The sequence below is a fragment of the Bradyrhizobium sp. HKCCYLS20291 genome (assembly GCF_051167715.1).
Taxonomy (GTDB): Bacteria; Pseudomonadota; Alphaproteobacteria; order Rhizobiales; family Xanthobacteraceae; genus Bradyrhizobium.
The window spans coordinates 44,294-63,811 of sequence record NZ_JBNPTO010000011.1; the positions used below are offsets into that span (position 1 = coordinate 44,294).

Genomic DNA, 19,518 nt, shown 5'->3' on the forward strand with positions numbered 1-19,518 from the left:
AGGCGCTATTTTTCCCCGGCGGGCCGCGGCGCCGCCGCCTTGGTCGAGCCGACGATGTCGGTGAGCTTGATGCGGTCATATTCGCTCCAGACATTGGCCAGCCAATGCCGGACATAGCCGCGCAGCACGAAGGAGTAGTTGGCGGACTCGTCGTGGGGGCCCTTGTTGGCGACGAATTTGAGGAACGGCACCGACGCCACCTCGACCTGCTCGAACGCCATCTCGTTGAGCTTGGGGATGGTCAGCTCGGTCGCATCCTTGATGCGGTGGAAGTAGGAATTGTAGGTCGACTGGTCCCACTCGAAGAAGCTGGTGTTGTTGATGAAGTTCTTCACCAGGAAATATTTCGCCCCGATCATGTAGCTCGCCGTCTCGGCGATCTCGTCGAGCGAGGCGATCGACGATCCCAGGATGTGGAACACGGCAAAGGTGATCTGGCCGGAGCGGGCGGCGTCGAGGAAGCCAATGTCGCGCAGTGCGGCCAGCGTCGGCGACATCAGGCCGGCGCGGACGTCGATCACGGTCACCGACGGCGCCACTGCGCTCAGGGTGTCGAAGATCTTCATCTGGTCCGGCGTCGAATTCATGTCGACGATCTCGGTGATCTCCGGGTGGAAGCGCTTCAGGGTGCCGCGCGGATGCTCGGTGTCGAAGGCGCGGGTGGGGACGTTGTTGGCGCTGAAATAATCGAGCAACGTCCGCGACACCGTGGTCTTGCCGACCCCGCCCTTGTCCGCGCCCACCACAACCACTGCCGGTTTCGCCATGGAAAGTCCTTCAGCCCTGAGGCCGGCCAGGGGGCCGGCGCTTGCCATTCTGCTTTGGGCGCGAACATGGCAGAAACGCTGGAGAATTCAAATTCATTGCAGCACGGAAAAGAGGAAATTTGCGGCTTCGCCACGCCAGGGCGAAGTACCCGGACGGCTTTGGGTCCAAACATTCCGGCCGGCGCGGAGGTACTTGAGAGGGAGTGGCAGAAGGATTGCCCGCGGCGCGGGATCGAGACCCAAATCGTACCGCAGCCGGAGCTAGTGCCGCCCCCACGGGCCTGCAGCGGGTGTCGTCCAAGGTCCTCCGGGAGCCGCTTGCCCGGAGGCCGGGGCATCGGCATTGCTCCAGGGGCCCGCCGGCGGCAGCGGCGGTGGTGCGGAGCCATCTGTGGCGTTGGCTTCGGGCTCGTCCGGCTGTGGGTCCGCGGGCAGCGCCAGCGGACCCGGATCGTGGCCGCCGGCGAACTTGATCAGCGCCTGGACGCGGGCATCGACCGAGGGGTGGGTGGCGAACAGATCGGCAAAACCCTCGCGCGGATTGTCGACGCACAATTCCATGACCGCCGAGGTCGCGCCGGGCAGCTCGCCGCGGCCCTCGATCTTGCGCAGCGCGCTGATCATGGCGTCCGGGTTCTTGGTCAGCTCGACCGAGCCGGCATCGGCGAGGTATTCGCGGGTCCGCGACAGCGCCAGCTTGACGACCTGGGACATCAGCCAGGCCAGCACGATCAGCACCACGGCGATGATCACGACGACGATCGCGCCCCCGCCCGAGCCCTTGCGGTCCGAATCCGACGAGGACGACGAGGAAGAGGAGGAGGACGAACGGCCCCAGCCGCCGCCCCAGCTCATGTTGGTGAACAGGCGGAAGAACAATTCGCCGAAGAAGCCCACGACGCCGGCGATGATGACGGCGACCACCATCAGCTGGACGTCGCCATTGCGGATATGGGTCAGCTCATGGCCCAGCACGGCCTCGATCTCCTGGTCATCGAGCGCATCGAGTAGGCCGGTGGTCACGGTGACCGAATATTGCCGCGGGTTCAGGCCGGTCGCGAAGGCATTGAGCGCCGGGCTGTCCATGATCTTCAGCTGCGGCATCGTGATGCCGCGGGAAATACAGAGATTTTCGAGCAGATTGTACAGCCGCGGCTGCTCCTGGCGGGTCACAGCAGTCCCGCCGGTCACGGCGTCGATCATCTTCTGGTGGAAGAAATACGCGATCACGATCCAGGCCAGGGCTGCGATCGTGGCAAAGGGCAGCGCCTTGATCAGGTCGCGCGTGGCAGCGTTCATGTAATAGGCGACGCTGCCATTGCCGTTGATCATCACCTCCGCGATCAGTGCGCCGGCGAACACCAGCACGTAGATCAGCAGGAACAGGCCGCCGAGCAGCAGCACCGAACGGGTCTTGTTCGATGCGATGTGGGTGTAGAGACCGTAGGCGGCCATGGTGTCGGGCCCTTCAGCGGCGAGGGCGCAGGCTCAGAACTTGACGCTCGGGGCCGCCTCGACCTCGGCGCGGCTGGTGCCGAGATCGAAGAAATCCTTGCGGGTGAAGCCGAAGGTGCCGGCGAACAGCGCCGCAGGCAGCTGCTGGATGCCGGTATTGTACTCCTGCACCGCGTTGTTGAAGAAGCGGCGGCTGGCGGCGATCTTGTTCTCGATGTCCGAGAGTTCGCCGGCGAGCTGCTGGAAATTGGCGTTGGCCTTGAGGTCTGGATAGCTCTCGGAGAGTGCGATCAGGCGACCGAGCGCGCCGGACAGCTGGCCTTCGGCGGCGGACACCTGAGCCGGTCCCTGGGCCGAAATCGCAGCATTCCGCGCCTTGATGACCTCGTCCAGCGTGCCGCGCTCATGCGCCGCGTACCCCTTCACCGTCTCGACGAGGTTCGGGATCAGGTCGTGGCGCAGCTTGAGCTGGACATCGATGTCGGCAAAGGCCTGGCCGACCCGCTGGCTGAGCGCCACCAGCCGGTTGTAGGCGCCGAAGGCGAACAGCACGAGAATGACGAGGATGCCGAGGACGATCCAGCCGGACATGACGGGCTCCGAGGGAGAGGGCAGGAGGACAAGGCGGCCGACACGCAGCAGCGCCGCCGGTTCTGGGGTGAACCGGCGTGCATTGGTCGCGGCAGGAGGGACGCCCGTTCAAGCCGCTCTGAGCCGGCTGGACCGTTCGGTGGCCGCCCCAGTGGATGGGGCGCCGAACGCAAGGATACGCAGGCCTCAATAGGGGCGGGCGATGCGCCACTTCTGCCCGGGGTCATCGCCCTTGATCTCGCCGGGGGCGCTATCGAGCTGCGAGGTGTAGAGCGGGCGGTAGCGGTAGGCCCACATCTTCTTGCCGTCGCTGCGGGTGATGACCGTGAAATCGCCGCTGGCAATCGCATTGTCGGGCGCGATGAGCGGCGGCCGCTTTTCGGCGCAATCGCCGTCGCAGGTCGAATTTCGGCCGGTGTTATCGCGCTCCGTGTAGTAGAGCGTCATGCCCTTCGGGTCGGTCAGGACAGGGCCGTTCTTGCCGATGACCGCCTTGGCCGGCGGGCCTTCCTGCTTCGGAGGTGGCGGTGCCGAGGACTCACCGCCATGGCCGCCGGCGAAGGCGGTTCCTGCCGAAGCGAGCAGCATTGCAGCGATCGTCATCGTCCTGAACATCGAAACGCGTCCCCATGTGAGCAGCGCCTTCAGCGCCTGTTGCAGCTCACCGTAGCAAACGTGAATTTCTCTCGGGTTTCGCGAAGTTGCAAAAATGACAGACCGGCACGACCCGGAGTTAACCATGCTGCACCGCAGCGGTATCTATGGATGTGGCGGCCGCTCCACACCGTCGCCCCAGTCCCAGCGCCGTGCCGCGGCGAACGCCGCCTTGTCGCGGCGGGGAATACTGACTGCGGCCGCAGTCCCGTCGGCCCGACACAGCTTTGCCTTGGCTCCGATCTTGGTCACCACCGGCGGGGCGAGGACGCGTGCGTCCGGTCGATGCGGGATTGGCTGCCGGGTCAATGCGATGAAGCTGAACTTCTCGTCCTCGAACGGAACGTCGGCGCCCTTCAACTCGCGATGCGCCCGCGACCGCGCCAGCCGCTGGACGAAATGGCACCAGTCCGGAGCGACCAGCGGACACGCCGCCGCGTGCGGGCAGGGCGCGGCGACATGGGCGCCGGCCGCGATGATCTGGTTGCGCGCGGCGATGATGCGCCGATAGCCGGCCGGCGTACCGGGCTCGACGATCAAGAGCGTATCGTTGGTCTTCGCCCACAGCGCATCGACGACCGCGACGCGCTCGCGGTCGGTCAACTCGCCGATCATGTAGCTGGCAATGATGAGATCGGCGCTTGCGGCACGATCGAGCTGCGCCCGCGCTGGACCAAGCACGTAATCGAGACCACGGATTCGCATCGTGTCTTCAGCCAGCGTCAGGGCCAGCGTTCGCAAGGCGGGATTGGCATCAACGGCGTTGAACGATGACAACGACGAAAAGGCCTCTGCCGCGGCGAAGCTCGCGGTGCCCGGCCCGGCGCCGACGTCGAGCAGCGAGACCGGGGCGAAGTCCTTGCTCGCCTGCATCACGGCGTTGAGGCTTGCAGCCACCGCCGCGTAGGTCGCGGGCATCCTCACGGTCGCGTAGGCGATCGCGTCGGCTTCGCTCGTGATCGTCCCGGAATTGCCGCCGCTGCGGTAGGTGTTCGAGATTCGGGCCGCGCGGGCCGCCGCATCCTGCCGCGACTGGCCGTGCAGCCTGGTCTCCAGCGCGGCCTTCAGCGCGGCGGGAAGATCGGGAGAGATCATTCGTCCTCTCCGTGCGTCATTCCGGGTGCCGCGGTCGCGACAGTCCGGAATGACGGAGCACGATCACGCCACCTGCTGGTCGAGGATCTTCACGGCCTCGTCGAGCGCCACGGACACCAGCTGCGACACGCCGCGCTCGGCCATGGTGACGCCGAACAGACGGTTCATGCGTGCCATGGTGATCGGGTTGTGGGTGATGATGATGAAGCGGGTCTCGGTCGAGCCCTTCATCTCGTGCAGCAGGTTGCAGAAGCGTTCGACGTTGTGGTCGTCGAGCGGCGCGTCGACCTCGTCCAGTACGCAGATCGGCGAGGGGTTGGTCAGGAACACCGCAAAGATCAGCGCCATTGCCGTCAGTGCCTGCTCGCCGCCCGACAACAGCGACAGCGTCTGCGGCTTCTTGCCCGGCGGCTTCGCGATGATCTCGAGGCCGGCCTCGAGCGGATCGTCGCTCTCGATCAGGTGCAGCGCCGCCTCGCCACCACCGAACAGCTCGGTGAACAGGCGCTTGAAGTGGTCGTTGACGGTCTCGAACGAGGACTGCAGGCGCTCGCGCGCCTCTTTGTTGAGGCTCTGGATGCCCTGGCGCAGCCGCTTGATGGCTTCGACGAGGTCGTCGCGCTCGGTGGTCAGCCCGGTGTGCGAGCCCTCGACCTCAGTGAGCTCCTCCTCGGCGCGCAAATTGACGGCGCCGAGCCGCTCGCGGTCACGACGCAGCTTCTCCAGGCTGTCCTCGATCTCGGCCAGCGGCGGCAGCTGCGTGTCCGGGCCGATCTCGGCCATGGCGGCGACCGCGGACGGCTCGCATTCGAGCATGTCGTGGATCTCGCGCTCGACATCGGCGACGCGGCGCTTGGCGCTCTCCAGCCGCTCTTCCGCGCGGGCAGCTGCTTCGCGCGACTTCGACAGCGCTTCGAGCGAGGCCTTGGCGGCGCGGTCGGTGTCGCCCATCGCGGTCTCGGCTTCGGCGAGCGCGTCGGCGGCGACCTGACGCTCTTCCTCGGCAATCGCGAGCTCGTCGATCAGCGCGCTGCGCTTCTCGGCGAAGATCTCCGGTGCGTTGTCGAGCTCGGCGCGCTCGTCGCGGACCTCCGCGATGCGCGCCTCGATGGTGGCGATCTGCGAGCCGGCGCCGCGGATGCGGTTGAACCAGTCGTTGCGCTCGTTGATGATCGCCTGGACGCGACGATCGGCGAGTTCAGCCTCGCGGGCGAGTGCCTGCGCCTCGGCGCGCACCTGCGCTGCGGCGCGGCGCTTGGTCTCGATCTCGGCGCGCACGGCGGCCAGACGGCCGTCGGCCTCGGTGGTCGCCGGCAGCTCTTCGATCGCCTCGAGCGCATTCTGGTGCAGCTCGGCGATTTCGGCGCGGTCATGGGCGAGGCGGGTCGAGGCTTCGACCAGCGCGGATTTGCGCGCCGAATGGCGGTTGATCTCGCGCTCGGCATTCGCGTGGCGCTCGCGCCCGGAGTTCACCTCGCGCTGGGCGGCGCGCCAAGCTTCGCGCGCGGCGCTCTCGGCTGATGTCGCGGCCCTGACCTCCGCCTCGGCGCTTTCCAGCGCCTGGCGCTTGTTGGTCGCGTCGATGCGGGCTTGCTCCAGCTCGCTTTCGATGTCGATCAGGCGGGCGCGCTCGGCGAGCCGGCGGGCCGCGCCGGTCGGCGCATGCGCCGCGGCGATGAAGCCGTCCCAGCGCCAGACGTCGCCTTCCGGCGACACCAGCCGCTGGCCGGTGCGCAGCTGCGACACCAGCTGCGCGCCGCGATCCCTGGACACCACGCCGATCTGGGCGAGACGGCGCGACAGCTCCGGCGGCGCCTGCACATACGCCGCGAGCGGCTCGACGCCGTCGGGCAGCGCGGGATCGGTGACCTCGGCGCCGGCCACCGTCCAGTGCATCGGCGCCGAGGCATCGACCGGCGCATCGAGGTCGTCGCCGAGCACGGCGCCGAGCGCCTTCTCATAGCCCTTGGCCACCGTGACGCCGTCGATGATCGGCGGCCACAGATTCTTGGTCTCGCTGTTCACCATCTTGGAGATGGTGCGCGCTTCCGTCTCCAGCCGCTGCGCGCGCTTCTCGGCTTCGGCGAGCGGGGCGCGGGAGGCTTCGAGCTTCTGCCGGGCATTGGCCTGCGCGGCCTCGTTGGTCTGCACCGCGGCTTCGGCCTGGGCCTCGGCTTCTTCTGCAGCTTCGAGTGTGGCGGCGAGCGTGTCGAGGTCGCCGAGATGCGCGGTCTCCTGCGCCAGCCGCGCCTCGTCGGCGCGGACGTTGGCGATGTCCTGGTCGAGGCGCGCCAGCCGGTCGCGATGGCTGCGGACGTTGGCCTCGAGCTGGTTGCGGCGCGCGGTGAGATCGGCGAGCTGCGTCGTCAGCTCGGTGAACTGGCGCTCGGTCTCGGCCAGCAGCGCCTCGGCTTCGGCGACGCGCTCGTCGACGCCGCTGCGCATCTCGACGCGCGCCTTGATCTCTTCCTTCAGCTCCGCGTCTTCAGTTTCAAGACGTTGCAGCGCGACCTGGGCATCCTGGTTCTGCTGCTGCTCACGCGAGACGTCAGCTGTGAGCTGCATCAGGCGGCGATCGAGTTCGCCGGCGCGCTCCTTGGCGCGCACCTCCTCGCGGTCGAGCAGGTCGCGGGCATTCTTCAGCCGCTGCATCGTCGCGGCCGCACGGGCCTCGGCCTCGCGCAGCGCCGGCAGATGCGAGGATCGGATCGCCTGGATGCGGGCCGATTCGGCCTGCTCGCGGGTCCGCTCCGCCATCTCGCGCACGGCGACGTCGTGCGTATGCGCGGCGTCGTTCAGGTCGGCATGGGCGCCCATCCAGCGCAGATGATAGAGCGTCGCCTCGGCCTTGCGCACCTTGGCGGCGACCTCGCGGTAGCGGATCGCCTGGCGCGCCTGCTTGCGCAGGCCTTCCATCTGGCCGGAGAGCTGGCCGATGACGTCCTCGACGCGCAGCAGGTTGGTCTCGGCCGCCTTCAGCCGCAGCTCGGCCTCGTGGCGGCGCGCATGCAGGCCGGCGACGCCGGCGGCGTCTTCCAGCACGCGGCGGCGCTGCTCGGGCTTTGCCTGGATGATCTCGCCGATCTTGCCCTGGTGGACCAGCGCCGGCGAGCGCGCGCCGGTGGCGGCGTCGGCGAACAGGATCTGCACGTCGCGGGCGCGCACGTCGCGGCCGTTGATGCGATACACCGAGCCCGCCTCGCGCTCGATGCGCCGCGAGATCTCGAGAATGTCGCGGTCGTTCACGGCGGCAGGTGCGGTGCGATCGCTGTTGTCGATCGTCATCACCACTTCGGCGTGGTTGCGCGACGGGCGCGTGTTCGAGCCGGAGAAGATCACCGCGTCCATGTCGGCGGCGCGCAGCGATTTGTGCGAGGTCTCACCCATCGCCCAGCGCAGTGCCTCGACCAGATTCGACTTGCCGCAGCCGTTCGGACCGACGACGCCGGTGAGGCCGGGTTCGATCACGAAATCAGTCGGTTCGACGAACGTCTTGAAACCGTGAAGACGTAGACGCGTGAGTTTCATGCACAGATTCTCTGTTGGCGGGAGACGAATCTCACAGCCCCGACAATACCATGGAAGGCAATGTCAATGTGGACTGAATAGCCGTTGCGCCCCATTCTGAGGGCGGGACAATGGCGATGGCCGGTCCCCGGGGCAACCCGCCGGCCCTGCTTTTCCAAGGCTTTCTCGCGGCAGCGGGCCCAACAAACAGAAGCGGCCCCACGAAGGGGCCGCGCTGTGACTTGCAGGACTCAGTGAGTCCCAAGTGATTCTCAAGTAATTTCGGGTTGACTCGAATCAGCTCTTCAGAAGCGGGTTGATGCGCTTCTGAAACTCCTCGATCGAGGACTCGCCTTTGATCTTCTCGCCGTTGATGAAGAAGGTCGGCGTCGAATCAACCTTGAGAATGTCGCTGGCGTATTTCTGGTCGGCGGCAATCTTGTCGAGCAGCGCCTGGTCCTTGAGGCAGGCTTCGACCTGCTGCTGGCTGAGGCCGGCCTGCTTGCCGATACGGGTCAGAGTCTCGGTGGTGTTCTTCACCACCCAGTCGTTCTGCGAACGGAACAGCATGTCGGTGACGGCAAAATACTTCTGAGCGTCGCCATTGGCGATGCAGCGCGTCAGCATCGAGCCGGCCGCGGCTTTGATGTCGAGCGGGAACTCGCGGAAGATGTAGCGGATCTTGCCGGTATCGATGTATTCGGCCTTGAGCTTCGGGAACACGGTGGCGTTGAACGCCGCGCAATGCGGGCAGGTCATCGAGGCGTATTCGGTGATGGTGACGGCAGCGTCCGCGGGCCCGATCGCCATGTCGGGCAGCGACTGCGGCTTGGCCACGTCTGAGGCGCTCTGCGCCAGGGCGTCCGAGATCAGCCGCAGCGGGGAGAAGCCGGCCAGCGCGGCGAGGCCGGTCAGCGACAGGGCAGCGGTGAAGGCGCGGCGGGTGATGATCAAGGCTCTGCTCCGGAATGGGCGCATCTCGCGCCTGAAACGCTCGTAACTCGACTTTTCGCTAGCTTGAAACCCGGTCTGAGGCAATGCCGGGCCGCAAAGCAGGATCGAAGGGCAAGCGTCAATTTCGCTTGATGGCGGCGCCGAGACGGGCGAGTGCGTCGCGCAACGCGTCGTCCTCGATCGCGGTCAGGGTCGAGGCGACCTTTGCCACCGACTTCGGATCGGGCGGGGGCGGGCGGCGCTTCACCGGCGGGCGGGTCAGCGGGCCCTGTCGCAGCGCCAGCTTGCCCACCGCATGCCAGCCGAAGAACCGGTTGACCCGCTCCAGGATCACATCCGAGGAATGCTGGATCTCCAGCGCCATCGGCCCCTCGACGCGCAGGATCAAGGTCGCCGGCTCCTGCGGCTGGCCCTCGACCGGCCGCGGCCATTGCATCTTCAGCGGCTGGGCATGCTCGGCGATGTCGCGCCCGGCGATCTCCGGCCAGCGCGTCACCAGCTCACGCGCGGCAAACCCCTGCTTGGCATAGGCGGCCGACAGCACGTCGCCCATCATCAGCGAGAGAGGCTTTGCGGTGAGGCGGCCGGGCTTTGCCATGATGAACGGGTCTCGTGGTGCGGTCGTCGGTCCGGCGCGAAGAAAGCCGTGGACGAGACCGCTGTTCCGCGGGCGACGATCGCTCCTGACGTACTAGATTAAGCCAATGGTGTCATCAGCCCTTCCTTCCAAGCGCAAGAACCAACAGCGGATTGATCCAGCCGCCGAGCGCCCGGCGCAGCTGCTCGCCTGGTACGACCGTCATCGCCGGCGGCTGCCGTGGCGGGCGCCGGCGGGGCATCGCTCCGACCCGTATCGCGTCTGGCTGTCGGAGATCATGCTGCAGCAGACCACGGTGAAGGCGGTTGGGCCCTATTTCGAAAAATTCCTGGCGCGCTGGCCGGACGTCACCGCGCTCGGCAGCGCCGAGCTCGACGACGTGCTTCGGATGTGGGCCGGGCTTGGCTATTATTCGCGGGCGCGCAACCTGCATGCCTGCGCGGTCACCGTGATGCGCGAGCATGGCGGCGTGTTCCCGGACGCGGAGGACGGGCTGCGCAAGCTGCCCGGCATCGGCCCGTACACCGCAGCCGCGATCGCCGCGATCGCGTTCGATCGCCATACCATGCCGGTCGACGGCAACATCGAGCGCGTGACGACGCGGCTGTTCGCGGTTGAGGAGTCGCTGCCGCAGGCCAAGCCGCAAATCCAGGCGCTGGCCGCGACCCTGCTCGGCCCGTCACGTGCCGGCGACAGCGCGCAGGCGCTGATGGATCTCGGCGCCACCATATGCACGCCGAAGAAGCCGGCCTGCGCGCTCTGTCCGCTGAACGAGGACTGCGCGGCGCGCGAGCGCGGCGACCAGGAGACGTTCCCGCGCAAGGCGGCGAAGAAGACCGGCGCACTCAGGCGCGGCGCCGCCTTCGTCGTCGTCAGAGCCGACGAGCTGTTGGTGCGCTCGCGCCCGGCGAAGGGCCTGCTCGGCGGCATGACCGAGGTCCCCGGCTCGGCGTGGCTGGCCGGCCAGGAGGATGCGGAGGCGTTGGCGCAGGCGCCGGAGCTGGCGGGTGTGAAGCGCTGGCACCGCAAGCTCGGCGTCGTCACGCATGTCTTCACCCACTTTCCGCTGGAGCTCGTAGTCTACACCGCCAAGGTGCCGGCCCGCACGCGCGCGCCGGATGACATGCGCTGGGTGCCGATCGCCACGCTCGACGGCGAGGCGCTGCCCAACGTGATGCGCAAGGTCGTGGCGCATGGACTGGGGGAGTGAAGCGCGTAGTTCTCGGTCCGTAGGGTGGGCAAAGGCGCGCAGCACTGCGCACGCCTCATGCCGCGCTGTCGCGCGCGCCGTGCCCACCATCTGGCTCCGATTGCGCTGCACGACGGTGGGAACGCTGCCGCCTTCGGCGGCTGCTTTGCCCACCCTACGGCAGCCGTTTCGAACACTCACCGCCGTCGTCCCGGCGAACGCCGGGACCCATACCCCCAGGGAGCGGATTGGGGCACGCTGGCCATTGGCTTTTCGCGCATCACGACCGCTGCGGAGTGTGGGTCCCGGATCGGCGCCACGACGCGCTGTCGCGCGCCGTGGCTTGTCCGGGACGACAACCGAGGGTGAAGGAGGATTCACGGTTCAAACAGCGGCGAGCATGAGCGATAGAGAGTTATATCAAAGATAAAGTCAGAGAGGCGATGAACATGACATCGTATTCTCGCGGCATAGCATGCCCGAGGCTTGCGATCGCTCGTCCCCCTGCAAATGCAGAGGGCGCAGGGAATGCCGGATGCTGGCCGCACCCATGGCCCGCCTGCGAAAAGAATGCAGGCGGCAGGTACCACAGGTTCAGCCGAACACAGCCGGCATTCCCTGCGCGATGGTCTTCACGCTTATACGCAGTCTGCCTGGTGCGCCGGCTTGTTGGCCACCATTCGCGACAATGCTTGCGCACTGCGCGGGACACCAGCTTCGGGGTGCCAGCACGCTGCGACTTCACGTCCGCACGCTGCCGTTCGTCGGCGCATCCTTGCGGACACGCTGCGGCACCATTCGGCCATCGCTCCCCGCCTCACGTGTCGTGACGATCGCGCGCAACGTCCCTCTGCTCGAGGCGGGATGGCGAGAGACAATCATGGATTCCGATAAAGCGCAAGGTTTTTATTTTTTTCAGAAGGCGAAGCTTCGCTTGTTCCGTCGCTCGCGCGCTGCGGCGGAGTTCGCGACTGCAGCGCCGAATCCTTTCGTTCCGACGTTCTTTTACGTTGCGACTGCCTTGCGGATGTAGATAATCTTAGATTGTGTTTGAAGTTCACGCTCTTTGAGCGGGTGGATCGGTGTCGACTGCTGCTCCTCACCTGAGGAGCCCGCCGCAGGCGGGCGTCTCGAAGGGCGAGGCCCGCGCTGGGGCCTCATGGGTTCGAGACGGCGCTGCGCGCCTCCTCACCATGAGGAGTCAGCTTGGAAGCCGGGGCTGCACACGGCCATGAGCCGCGTGTTCTTGGAGAAGAGAGCGTCGGGTGATCGTGGAGTCACGATATCGAAGGCGGCAGCTCGGACCAACGCGAGCAAGAAACAGATTGGTAAGAGGGAGGCAAAGATGGCAAAGCTTACGGGACTCTCACGTCGCTCGATGATCGGTCTTGGCGCTGCGGCAGGACTGTCCGGACTCGTCAGTCCCGTCCTGGCCAAGGGCCCATTCCTGAACACGCAGGCGCCGACCTTCTTTCGCTTCAAGCTCGGCACGGCCGAGGCCACCATCATCTCCGACGGCGTGCTGCCGCTCGGCGATCCCCATGCGGCGTTCCTCGGCATTTCCCCCGGCGAGCTCGATTCGATGCTGACGAACAATTTCCTGCCGGTCGGCGCCGCAACTCTCGAGCAGAACATCCTGGTGCTCAACACCGGCGACAAGATCATCATCTTCGACAACGGCATGGGCGTCTCGAAACTGTTCGGCGACACCACCGGCAAGATGCTGATGACCTTGAAGCAGGCTGGCATCGAGGCGAAGGACGTCGATGCGCTGGTGATGACGCACGCGCACATCGACCATTGCGGCGGCGTGGTAGGGCCGGACGGCAAGCCGAGCTTCCCGAATGCCGAGCTGTTCATCTCCGAGGCCGACTTCACCTTCTGGACCGACGAGGCCAAGGTCGGCCCCAACTACAAGCCCTTCTACGAGCAGGCGGTGCGCAATCTTCTGCCGGTCAAGGACCGCATCACCTTCTTGAAGGACGGCCAGGAGTTCCTGCCGGGCGTGCAGGCGATGTTCACGCCGGGCCACACGGTCGGGCACACCATCTTCCTGATCCAGTCCGGCAAGGATCAGCTCGCTTATATTGGCGACATCTCGCATCATCCGGTGCTGCTGATCGAGAAGCCGCTGATCGAGTTCGCCTACGACACCGATCCGAAGCAGGCCGCCAAGACCCGCGTGCGCGTGCTCGACATGCTCGCGGCGAACCGCACGCGTATTCTCGGCTATCACTTCCCGTGGCCGGGCATCGGCCACATCGGCAAGCTCGGCGACGGCTTCCGCTACTATCCGACGGCGGTGCATACCATGGACGTAGCGCCGATCTGACCGGAGGCTGACTGACCCCGCATTCCCGCGACGGCCAGCGCATGCTGGCCGCGCGGACGTGTTCCCCGGACAAGCGGGATGGACGGCCGATGCCGCTGCCGCTAGGTTCGCAGCTCGTTTCATCCGGGGATCATCATGCTCAAGCTCTATGTCGCGCCGGGCACTTGCGCGCTCGCCTCCCACATTGCACTCGCCGAGACCGGCGCTTCCTACGCGGTCGAGAAGCTCAGCTTCAAGACCAGCCAGCAGACCAGTCCGGAATATCTCGCGATCAATCCCAAGGGACGGGTTCCGGCGCTGGTGACGGAGCAGGGCATCCTGACCGAGACGCCAGCGATGCTGGCCTATATCGCGCAGCGCTTCCCAGAGGCGCGTCTCGCGCCGCTCGACGACATCTTCGCCTTCGCCGAGGTGCAGTCGTTCACCAGCTATCTCTGCTCGACCGTCCACATCGCCCACGCGCACAAGATGCGCGGCCACCGCTGGGCCACCGAGGAATCCTCCTTCGCCGACATGAAGCGGAAGGTGCCGGAGACGATGGGCGCCTGTTTCGCCCTGATCGAGCAGAAGATGCTGCGCGGCCCCTGGGTGATGGGCGAGCAGTATACGATCTGCGATCCGTATCTGTTCACGCTCGCGCAATGGCTGGAAGGCGACAGCGTCGACATCAACGCCTTCCCGAAGGTCGCCGACCACTTCAAGCGCATGTCGGAGCGGCCGGCGGTGCAGAAGGCGTTCGCCGAGCTCGCGGCCTGACGGCGTCGTCAGCGGACTGCGGGCTCCGGAGACGGCCCGCATCGTCCGCTCATCTGCCTTTCACCGCGCGCGCAGGCGCGCTGCCGAGTTCGCGGCCGGTCTCCAGCATCAGGTTGCGCAGCCAGATCGAGCCAGGCTCGACCTGCGCCCGCGTCGGATAGAACATGTATTGCTCGTCGAGACCGGGATCGAGCGGCGGCGTCACGGTTGCCAGCGACAACGGCCGGGCTAGCGCCGCGATCAGCCGGCGCGGCACGAAGGCGACGAGATCGGTGCGCGCGGCGACGTGCAGCGCCTCGATGTAGCTCGGGACCACCAGCGCGATTCGCCGCTCCCAGCCCTTGCTGCGCAACCAGTTGTCGATCAGGTCCTCGCTCTGGCCGCGCAGGACCACGGCGACATGCCGGGCGGCGAGAAAGCCCTCGCGCCGGCTCAGCCGCCTGGTTGCAGGATGGCCGCGCCGGACCGCAAGTGCATCGCTGTCGGTGTAGAGCAACTGGCGGTGAAAGCCTTTGAAGGCGTTGCCGATCGAGATCACCATGTCGATGGTGCGGGCGAACTCGGCGTGGAAGATCGCAGGTCCCCGCCACGGCACCACGTCGATGCGGACATGCGGAGCGGACCGCGTCGCCTTGGCCATCAGGGACGGCATCAGCAGCTCGACCGCCAGATCAGGCATCATCAGCCGGAACTGGCGCTCGCTGCTGCTGGAGTCAAAGACATCCGGGGTGAACAGGCCGCGCACCTGATCCAGCGCCTGCGCCAGCGGCGCCTGCAGCGCGAGCGCGCGGGGTGTCGGCTCCATGCGCGCGCCGGTCCGCACCAGCAGCGGATCGCCAAGCAGCTCGCGCAGCCGCTGCAGCGCGTGGCTGGTGGCCGGCTGAGACAGGCCGATGCGCAGGGCGGCCCGGCTGACGCTGCTCTCGCGGAGCAGCGCATCAAGCGCCACCAGCAGGTTGAGATCGAGCGCGGCCAAATTCATCAGACGAATAGATATCATATTCGATATCGATTGGAAGAATGCCGTGACCTGGCTCAAGCTCGTTCTGCTCCCACCGAGAGTTCAGGAGGAACGATGTCATGAGCGCCAGCGCCAATAAGCGATTGATGCATGATCTGCTCGCGGCGGCGGCCGCGGGCGACCGCACGGCCTATGTCGCGGCCATCGCCGATGACGTCACGATGGTGATCACCGGACAATATTCATGGTCGCAGACGATCAGGGGCAAGGAGGCGCTGCTGCGCAATCTCCATGGTCACCTCGCCAGCCTGCTCGCGGAGGGACGCCGCGCCGTCCCGCTGCGCTTCATCGCCGAGGATGACATCGTCGTGGTCGAAGCCAAGGGGGCGATGCGCACCAGGGACGGACGGGCGTACGACAACGACTACTGCCTGATCTATCGATTGCGCGAGGCGCGCATCGTGGAGATCCGGGAGTATTGCGACTCGGCGCTGACGGAAGCGGTGCTCGGGCCGTTTCCGCCCTCGCTCAGGCAGGCCGGCTGATGCCGACATCACAGGATCGAAGGAGAATTACCGATGAGCGATGCGGGCATGACGAGTGAACAGAACAAGCAGATCGTCCAGCACGTGTTCGACGAACTGGCCAAGAGCAATCCGCAGCCGCTGCTGGCGCATCTGTCCGACTCGTTCCGCTTCGTCATCATGGGCAGCGGCTCGTGGTCGCGCAGCTATGACGGCAAGGAGACGGTTCTCGTCGAATTGTTCGCGCCGCTGCGGGCCCGACTCGGCCGGATCACGACGATTCCGCTCCGGCTGATCGCGGAAGGCGATCGCGTCGTCGTCCAGGCCCGCGGCCGCAACACCACTGCGGATGGACGCGCCTACGACAACAGTTATTGCAACGTGCTTCGGCTCGAGGACGGACTGATCACGGAATGGATCGAATATTGCGACACGCTCCTGATCGAAAACGTGCTCGGCCCACCCTAGACGGTGCAGGGCTATCTAAGATGACGATCGGAGTGGTGCGCTCGTCTGTCTCTGCGCCGTCATGGCCGGGCTCGTCCCGGCCATCCACGTCGTTCAGCACGCCGAGAACCACGTGGATGCCCGGGCCTTCGCCGCGCCGAGGCGGCTTCGGCCGCGCAGGCGGGACAAGCCCGGGCATGATGGAGTCATCGACTGCCAGGATCGTTTGTCGCGACAACGACCAAGCGAGACGGAGCGCCGCGCTGGACCTCCATTTCTCGCCCTGGCCATCGCATGGAAAACAATGGAAGCGAGCCGGAACCAGAGTCGTCGATCGGCGTTTACTGGAGCCGTCGCGCGCCTGCGGCCGCTCTCCTTTTTGTGGGCCCCTCGATGCCGCTGGCTGCCATTTCCGACGACCCGCCTTTTGCCGGTAGCACCGAAGGGATCCGCCACAGATTGAAGCTCGCCACCGCCGGCGCGCATCATGCGCTGGATGAGCGGCTCTGCCAGTTCGATCTCACCACGACGGTCCATTATCGCCGCTTTCTGCAAGCCAGCGCCGCCGCGCTGCTGCCGCTGGAGGCCGCGCTGGAGCAGGCGGGCGTCGCCGGCCACATCGACGATTGGTTCCTGAGGCGGCGCTCGTCCGCGATCATGGCCGATCTCGGCGAACTCGACGGCGTGGCGCGTCCGATGAGCCTGCCGCTCGCACGGCGCGATCGCGCCTTCATCTTCGGCACGCTCTATGTTCTCGAAGGATCGCGGCTGGGCGCGACCTATCTGTTGCGCATCGTTGCCGCATCGGCCGACCCGCGGGTGCGGCGAGCCACGAATTATCTCCGTCATGGCGCCGGCGCCGGGCTCTGGCAAGGTTTCCTGTCTCAGCTGTCGCGCGGGCCGACGACGGCGGATGACGAGATCCTGATGATGGAGAGTGCGCTCGGCGCGTTCGCGCTGTTTGCGGCAGCGGTAGCGAACGCATGACCATGAACGAGCCGGTCAACCTTACCAATTGTGATCGCGAGCCGATCCACGTTCCCGGCCACGTGCAGCCATTCGGCTTCCTGCTGGCGCTGGTCTCGGACTTCACGATCTGCATGGCCTCGGAGAACGCGCCCGACTATCTCGGCGGCGATCTCGCCTGGATCTTGAACCGGCCGATCGCAGATCTGCTGTCGGAGGCGGCGGTTGCGGCGATCCGCGCCCGTGTCGACTATCTGAGCGGTCCTGACGCGGTCGAGCGGGTGTTCGGCGTCGATCTGCTCGGCAAGGGCCGGCTGTTCGATCTCGCCATCCATTTCTCCGGAGCGTATCTCGTCGTCGAAGCCGAGCCGAGCATGGTCGAGCCAGGCGTCAATTCGGGCGAGCTGGTGCGGCTGATGCTCGGCCGCATCCGCAAGACGACGGGCACAATCTACCTTGCGCAGGAGGCTGCGCGGCAGCTCAAGCTGCTCACCGGCTTCGACCGTGTCATGGTCTATCGCTTTCACCCGGACGGCTCGGGCGAGGTGATCGCCGAGACGGCAGGCTCCGGCCTCGAGCCGTTTCTGGGGCTGCACTATCCGGCCTCCGACATTCCGCGACAGGCCCGCCAGCTCTACCAGCGCAACTGGTTGCGCATCATCGCCGACATCAATGCCGCCCCGGCGCCGCTGACGTCGACGCCCACGCACAATGCAGGCCTCCTCGACCTGTCGATGAGCGTGCTGCGCGCGGTCTCGCCGATTCACATCGAATATCTTCGCAACATGGGCGTCGCGGCGTCGATGTCGGTGTCCATTCTGCGCGACGGCAAGCTGTGGGGCCTGTTCGCCTGTCATCATTATTCGCCGCTGCATCTGTCGTTCGAGAAGCGCACCGCCGCGGAGCTGTTCGGCCAGATGTATTCCTGGCTGCTCGAGGCGCGCGAGCGCGAGACCGACGTTGCCTACGAGACGCGCGCGCATCAGATCCAGGAGCGGCTGATCGAGCGCGCGGCGGCACAGGCCCACAGCAAGCGCGCCATCCTCGATTTCGTCGCCGACTATCGGCAGATGATCGAATGCGACGGCATTGCAGTGTGGTCCGACGACGAGATCACGCTCGATGGCGAGACGCCGACCGAGCAGGAAGTGCAGGATCTCGTCGGCTTCATCAACCGCACCTCGCCCGGCCGCATCTGCGCCAGCGCCGAGATCGCCAAGGTCTATGCCGCGGGCGAGTCGTTCCGCGACCGCGCCGCCGGGTTCCTGGCGATCCCGATCTCGCGGACGCCACGCGACTGCCTGATCTTCTTCCGCCGCGAAGTGCTGCGCTCGGTCAACTGGGCGGGCGATCCCAACAAGACCTATGCCGAAGGTCCGCTCGGCGCCCGGCTGACGCCGCGCAAGAGCTTCGAGTTGTGGCAGCAGACGGTGGCGGGCCAGTCGACGCCGTGGACGGCGGCGGACCTGCGCATTGCCGAGAGCCTGCGTGTCACGCTCCTGGAGGTGATCCTGCAGCTGTCGGAGCTCGCCGCGCGCGAGCGCCGCGGCGCGCAGGAGCGGCAGGAGCTGATGATTGCCGAGCTCAACCACCGCGTCCGCAACATCCTGAGCCTGGTGCGCGGCCTGGTCGCGCAGAGCAAGGACACGGCGACCTCGGTGGAGGAGTTTGCCGCGGTGCTGGGCGGGCGCATCCAGGCGCTGGCGCGTGCGCATGACCAGATCACGAACCTGAACTGGGCGCCGGTGGCGTTGCGCCATCTGCTCGAATCGGAAGCGGGCGCCTATCTCGGCTCGCGCGCGGGACGGGTGCGGATGGAGGGGCCGGACGTCGCGCTCGACCCCAAGGCGTTCGCAACGCTCGCGCTCGTCGTGCACGAGATGATGACCAACTCCGCAAAGTATGGCGCGCTTGCGGATTCCAGCGGGCAGGTTCAGGTGATCTGGCGCCTGGATCCGGCTTCGAGCCTCGTCATCGACTGGAAGGAAAGCGGCGGGCCGCCGGTGCAGCCGCCATCGCGGCGCGGCTTCGGCACCACCATCATCGAGCGCTCGGTGCCGTTCGATCTGAAGGGCGACGCCGAAATCCGCTTCGACCTGCTCGGCGTGCAGGCGCGCTTCGTCATCCCAGCAAACTTCGTGCAGATGGTGCCGGCGCTGTCCGGCGCACCTTCGCGTCAGCACGCGAAGGAGGAGCAGATGCCGCGCCTCTCCGGCACCGTGCTGATCGTCGAGGACAATCTGATCATCGCGATGGGCGCCGAGGTCATCCTGCTGGAGCTCGGCGCGCGGCATGTCGATACGGCGGCCTCGGTCAATCAGGCATTGAAGTCGATCGAACGCGCAGTGCCGAGCTTCGCGCTGCTCGACATCAACCTCGGCGCGGAGAGCAGCCTCGCGGTCGGGCACAGGTTGAAGGAGCTCGACGTGCCCTTCATGTTCGCCACCGGCTATGGCGAGCGCGCGCCGATCCCTGCGGAGCTTGCTGACGCGCCGGTGATCCAGAAGCCGTACACGCGCGAGCTGGTCGAGAAGGCCCTGCCGAAGATGCTGAAGCAGGCGGCCGCCGGTCGCGACGATCCTGCTCGGTAAATCGATCATTACGCTGACGCTGCGCAATTTCATCTTGGCTGCGCGAACCGATTTACGCTGGCGCGCGATTCGTTCGGACGTGTGGTCCGAACTGTCCACGATCTGCGCTAGAGGAGACCATGCAGCCAGTG

Annotated in this window: 17 protein-coding genes; 8 read left to right on the forward strand and 9 right to left on the reverse strand. The window is 66.5% G+C overall.

Translation table 11 applies throughout. The features are described 5' to 3' along the window. Positions 1-5 precede the first annotated feature (5 nt). The 8 genes from ACQR07_RS23040 to ACQR07_RS23075 form a co-directional block, all read right to left on the reverse strand. Positions 6-767 carry a hypothetical protein gene (locus ACQR07_RS23040; RefSeq protein ID WP_434868550.1) on the reverse strand — a complete coding sequence of 254 codons (762 nt, stop codon included), beginning with the start codon at positions 765-767 and terminating at the stop codon, positions 6-8. A 261-nt stretch (positions 768-1,028) separates the two neighbouring features. Continuing rightward, positions 1,029-2,222, reverse strand: coding sequence for a M48 family metallopeptidase (locus ACQR07_RS23045; protein ID WP_434904428.1), 1,194 nt, complete (start codon positions 2,220-2,222; stop codon positions 1,029-1,031). 33 nt (positions 2,223-2,255) lie between these two features. Continuing rightward, positions 2,256-2,813, reverse strand: coding sequence for a LemA family protein (locus ACQR07_RS23050; protein ID WP_434904429.1), 558 nt, complete (start codon positions 2,811-2,813; stop codon positions 2,256-2,258). A gap of 186 nt (positions 2,814-2,999) precedes the next feature. Further along, positions 3,000-3,428, reverse strand: coding sequence for a COG4315 family predicted lipoprotein (locus ACQR07_RS23055; RefSeq protein ID WP_434904430.1), 429 nt, complete (start codon positions 3,426-3,428; stop codon positions 3,000-3,002). A gap of 144 nt (positions 3,429-3,572) precedes the next feature. After that, the gene (locus ACQR07_RS23060) at positions 3,573-4,562 is read right to left on the reverse strand and encodes a small ribosomal subunit Rsm22 family protein (protein ID WP_434904431.1); all 990 of its coding nucleotides are present in this window, start codon (positions 4,560-4,562) and stop codon (positions 3,573-3,575) included. Positions 4,563-4,625: 63 nt separating this feature from the next. Next, positions 4,626-8,090, reverse strand: coding sequence for a chromosome segregation protein SMC (gene smc / locus ACQR07_RS23065; RefSeq protein WP_434904432.1), 3,465 nt, complete (start codon positions 8,088-8,090; stop codon positions 4,626-4,628). A 276-nt stretch (positions 8,091-8,366) separates the two neighbouring features. Beyond that, on the reverse strand, positions 8,367-9,023 hold the full coding sequence (locus tag ACQR07_RS23070) for a DsbA family protein (protein ID WP_434868544.1): 657 nt from the start codon (positions 9,021-9,023) through the stop codon (positions 8,367-8,369). 118 nt (positions 9,024-9,141) lie between these two features. Next, complete coding sequence (locus ACQR07_RS23075; RefSeq protein ID WP_434868543.1) at positions 9,142-9,621, reverse strand: DUF721 domain-containing protein; 480 nt, start codon at positions 9,619-9,621, stop codon at positions 9,142-9,144. Positions 9,622-9,727: 106 nt separating this feature from the next. Between ACQR07_RS23075 and mutY the strand changes: the two genes are divergently transcribed. The 4 genes from mutY (at position 9,728) to ACQR07_RS23095 (ending at position 13,898) form a co-directional block, all read left to right on the forward strand. Beyond that, a complete protein-coding gene (gene mutY, locus ACQR07_RS23080; protein WP_434904433.1) occupies positions 9,728-10,831 on the forward strand; it encodes an A/G-specific adenine glycosylase in 1,104 nt (367 codons plus the stop codon). A gap of 859 nt (positions 10,832-11,690) precedes the next feature. After that, positions 11,691-11,843: a hypothetical protein gene (locus tag ACQR07_RS23085; protein WP_434904434.1), complete on the forward strand. Its 153-nt coding sequence runs from the start codon at positions 11,691-11,693 to the stop codon at positions 11,841-11,843. Positions 11,844-12,155: 312 nt separating this feature from the next. Then, positions 12,156-13,142 (forward strand): MBL fold metallo-hydrolase, encoded by a 987-nt coding sequence (locus tag ACQR07_RS23090; protein ID WP_434904435.1) that lies wholly within the window; start codon positions 12,156-12,158, stop codon positions 13,140-13,142. A 135-nt stretch (positions 13,143-13,277) separates the two neighbouring features. Beyond that, entirely contained in the window at positions 13,278-13,898 is a 621-nt protein-coding gene (locus ACQR07_RS23095; protein ID WP_434904436.1) for a glutathione S-transferase family protein, read from the forward strand. Between the two features lie 49 nt (positions 13,899-13,947). On the opposite strand, the gene ACQR07_RS23100 is transcribed toward ACQR07_RS23095, so the two are convergent. Continuing rightward, positions 13,948-14,880 (reverse strand): LysR family transcriptional regulator, encoded by a 933-nt coding sequence (locus ACQR07_RS23100; RefSeq protein ID WP_434904584.1) that lies wholly within the window; start codon positions 14,878-14,880, stop codon positions 13,948-13,950. A gap of 98 nt (positions 14,881-14,978) precedes the next feature. Between ACQR07_RS23100 and ACQR07_RS23105 the strand changes: the two genes are divergently transcribed. The 4 genes from ACQR07_RS23105 to ACQR07_RS23120 all read left to right on the forward strand — a co-directional run bounded on the left by ACQR07_RS23105 (position 14,979) and on the right by ACQR07_RS23120 (position 19,387). After that, positions 14,979-15,404 carry a nuclear transport factor 2 family protein gene (locus tag ACQR07_RS23105; protein WP_434904437.1) on the forward strand — a complete coding sequence of 142 codons (426 nt, stop codon included), beginning with the start codon at positions 14,979-14,981 and terminating at the stop codon, positions 15,402-15,404. A gap of 33 nt (positions 15,405-15,437) precedes the next feature. Then, entirely contained in the window at positions 15,438-15,851 is a 414-nt protein-coding gene (locus ACQR07_RS23110; RefSeq protein WP_434904438.1) for a nuclear transport factor 2 family protein, read from the forward strand. Positions 15,852-16,223: 372 nt separating this feature from the next. Further along, positions 16,224-16,817 carry a biliverdin-producing heme oxygenase gene (locus ACQR07_RS23115; RefSeq protein WP_434904439.1) on the forward strand — a complete coding sequence of 198 codons (594 nt, stop codon included), beginning with the start codon at positions 16,224-16,226 and terminating at the stop codon, positions 16,815-16,817. A gap of 2 nt (positions 16,818-16,819) precedes the next feature. Then, positions 16,820-19,387: an HWE histidine kinase domain-containing protein gene (locus tag ACQR07_RS23120; RefSeq protein WP_434904585.1), complete on the forward strand. Its 2,568-nt coding sequence runs from the start codon at positions 16,820-16,822 to the stop codon at positions 19,385-19,387. Positions 19,388-19,518: the final 131 nt, after the last annotated feature.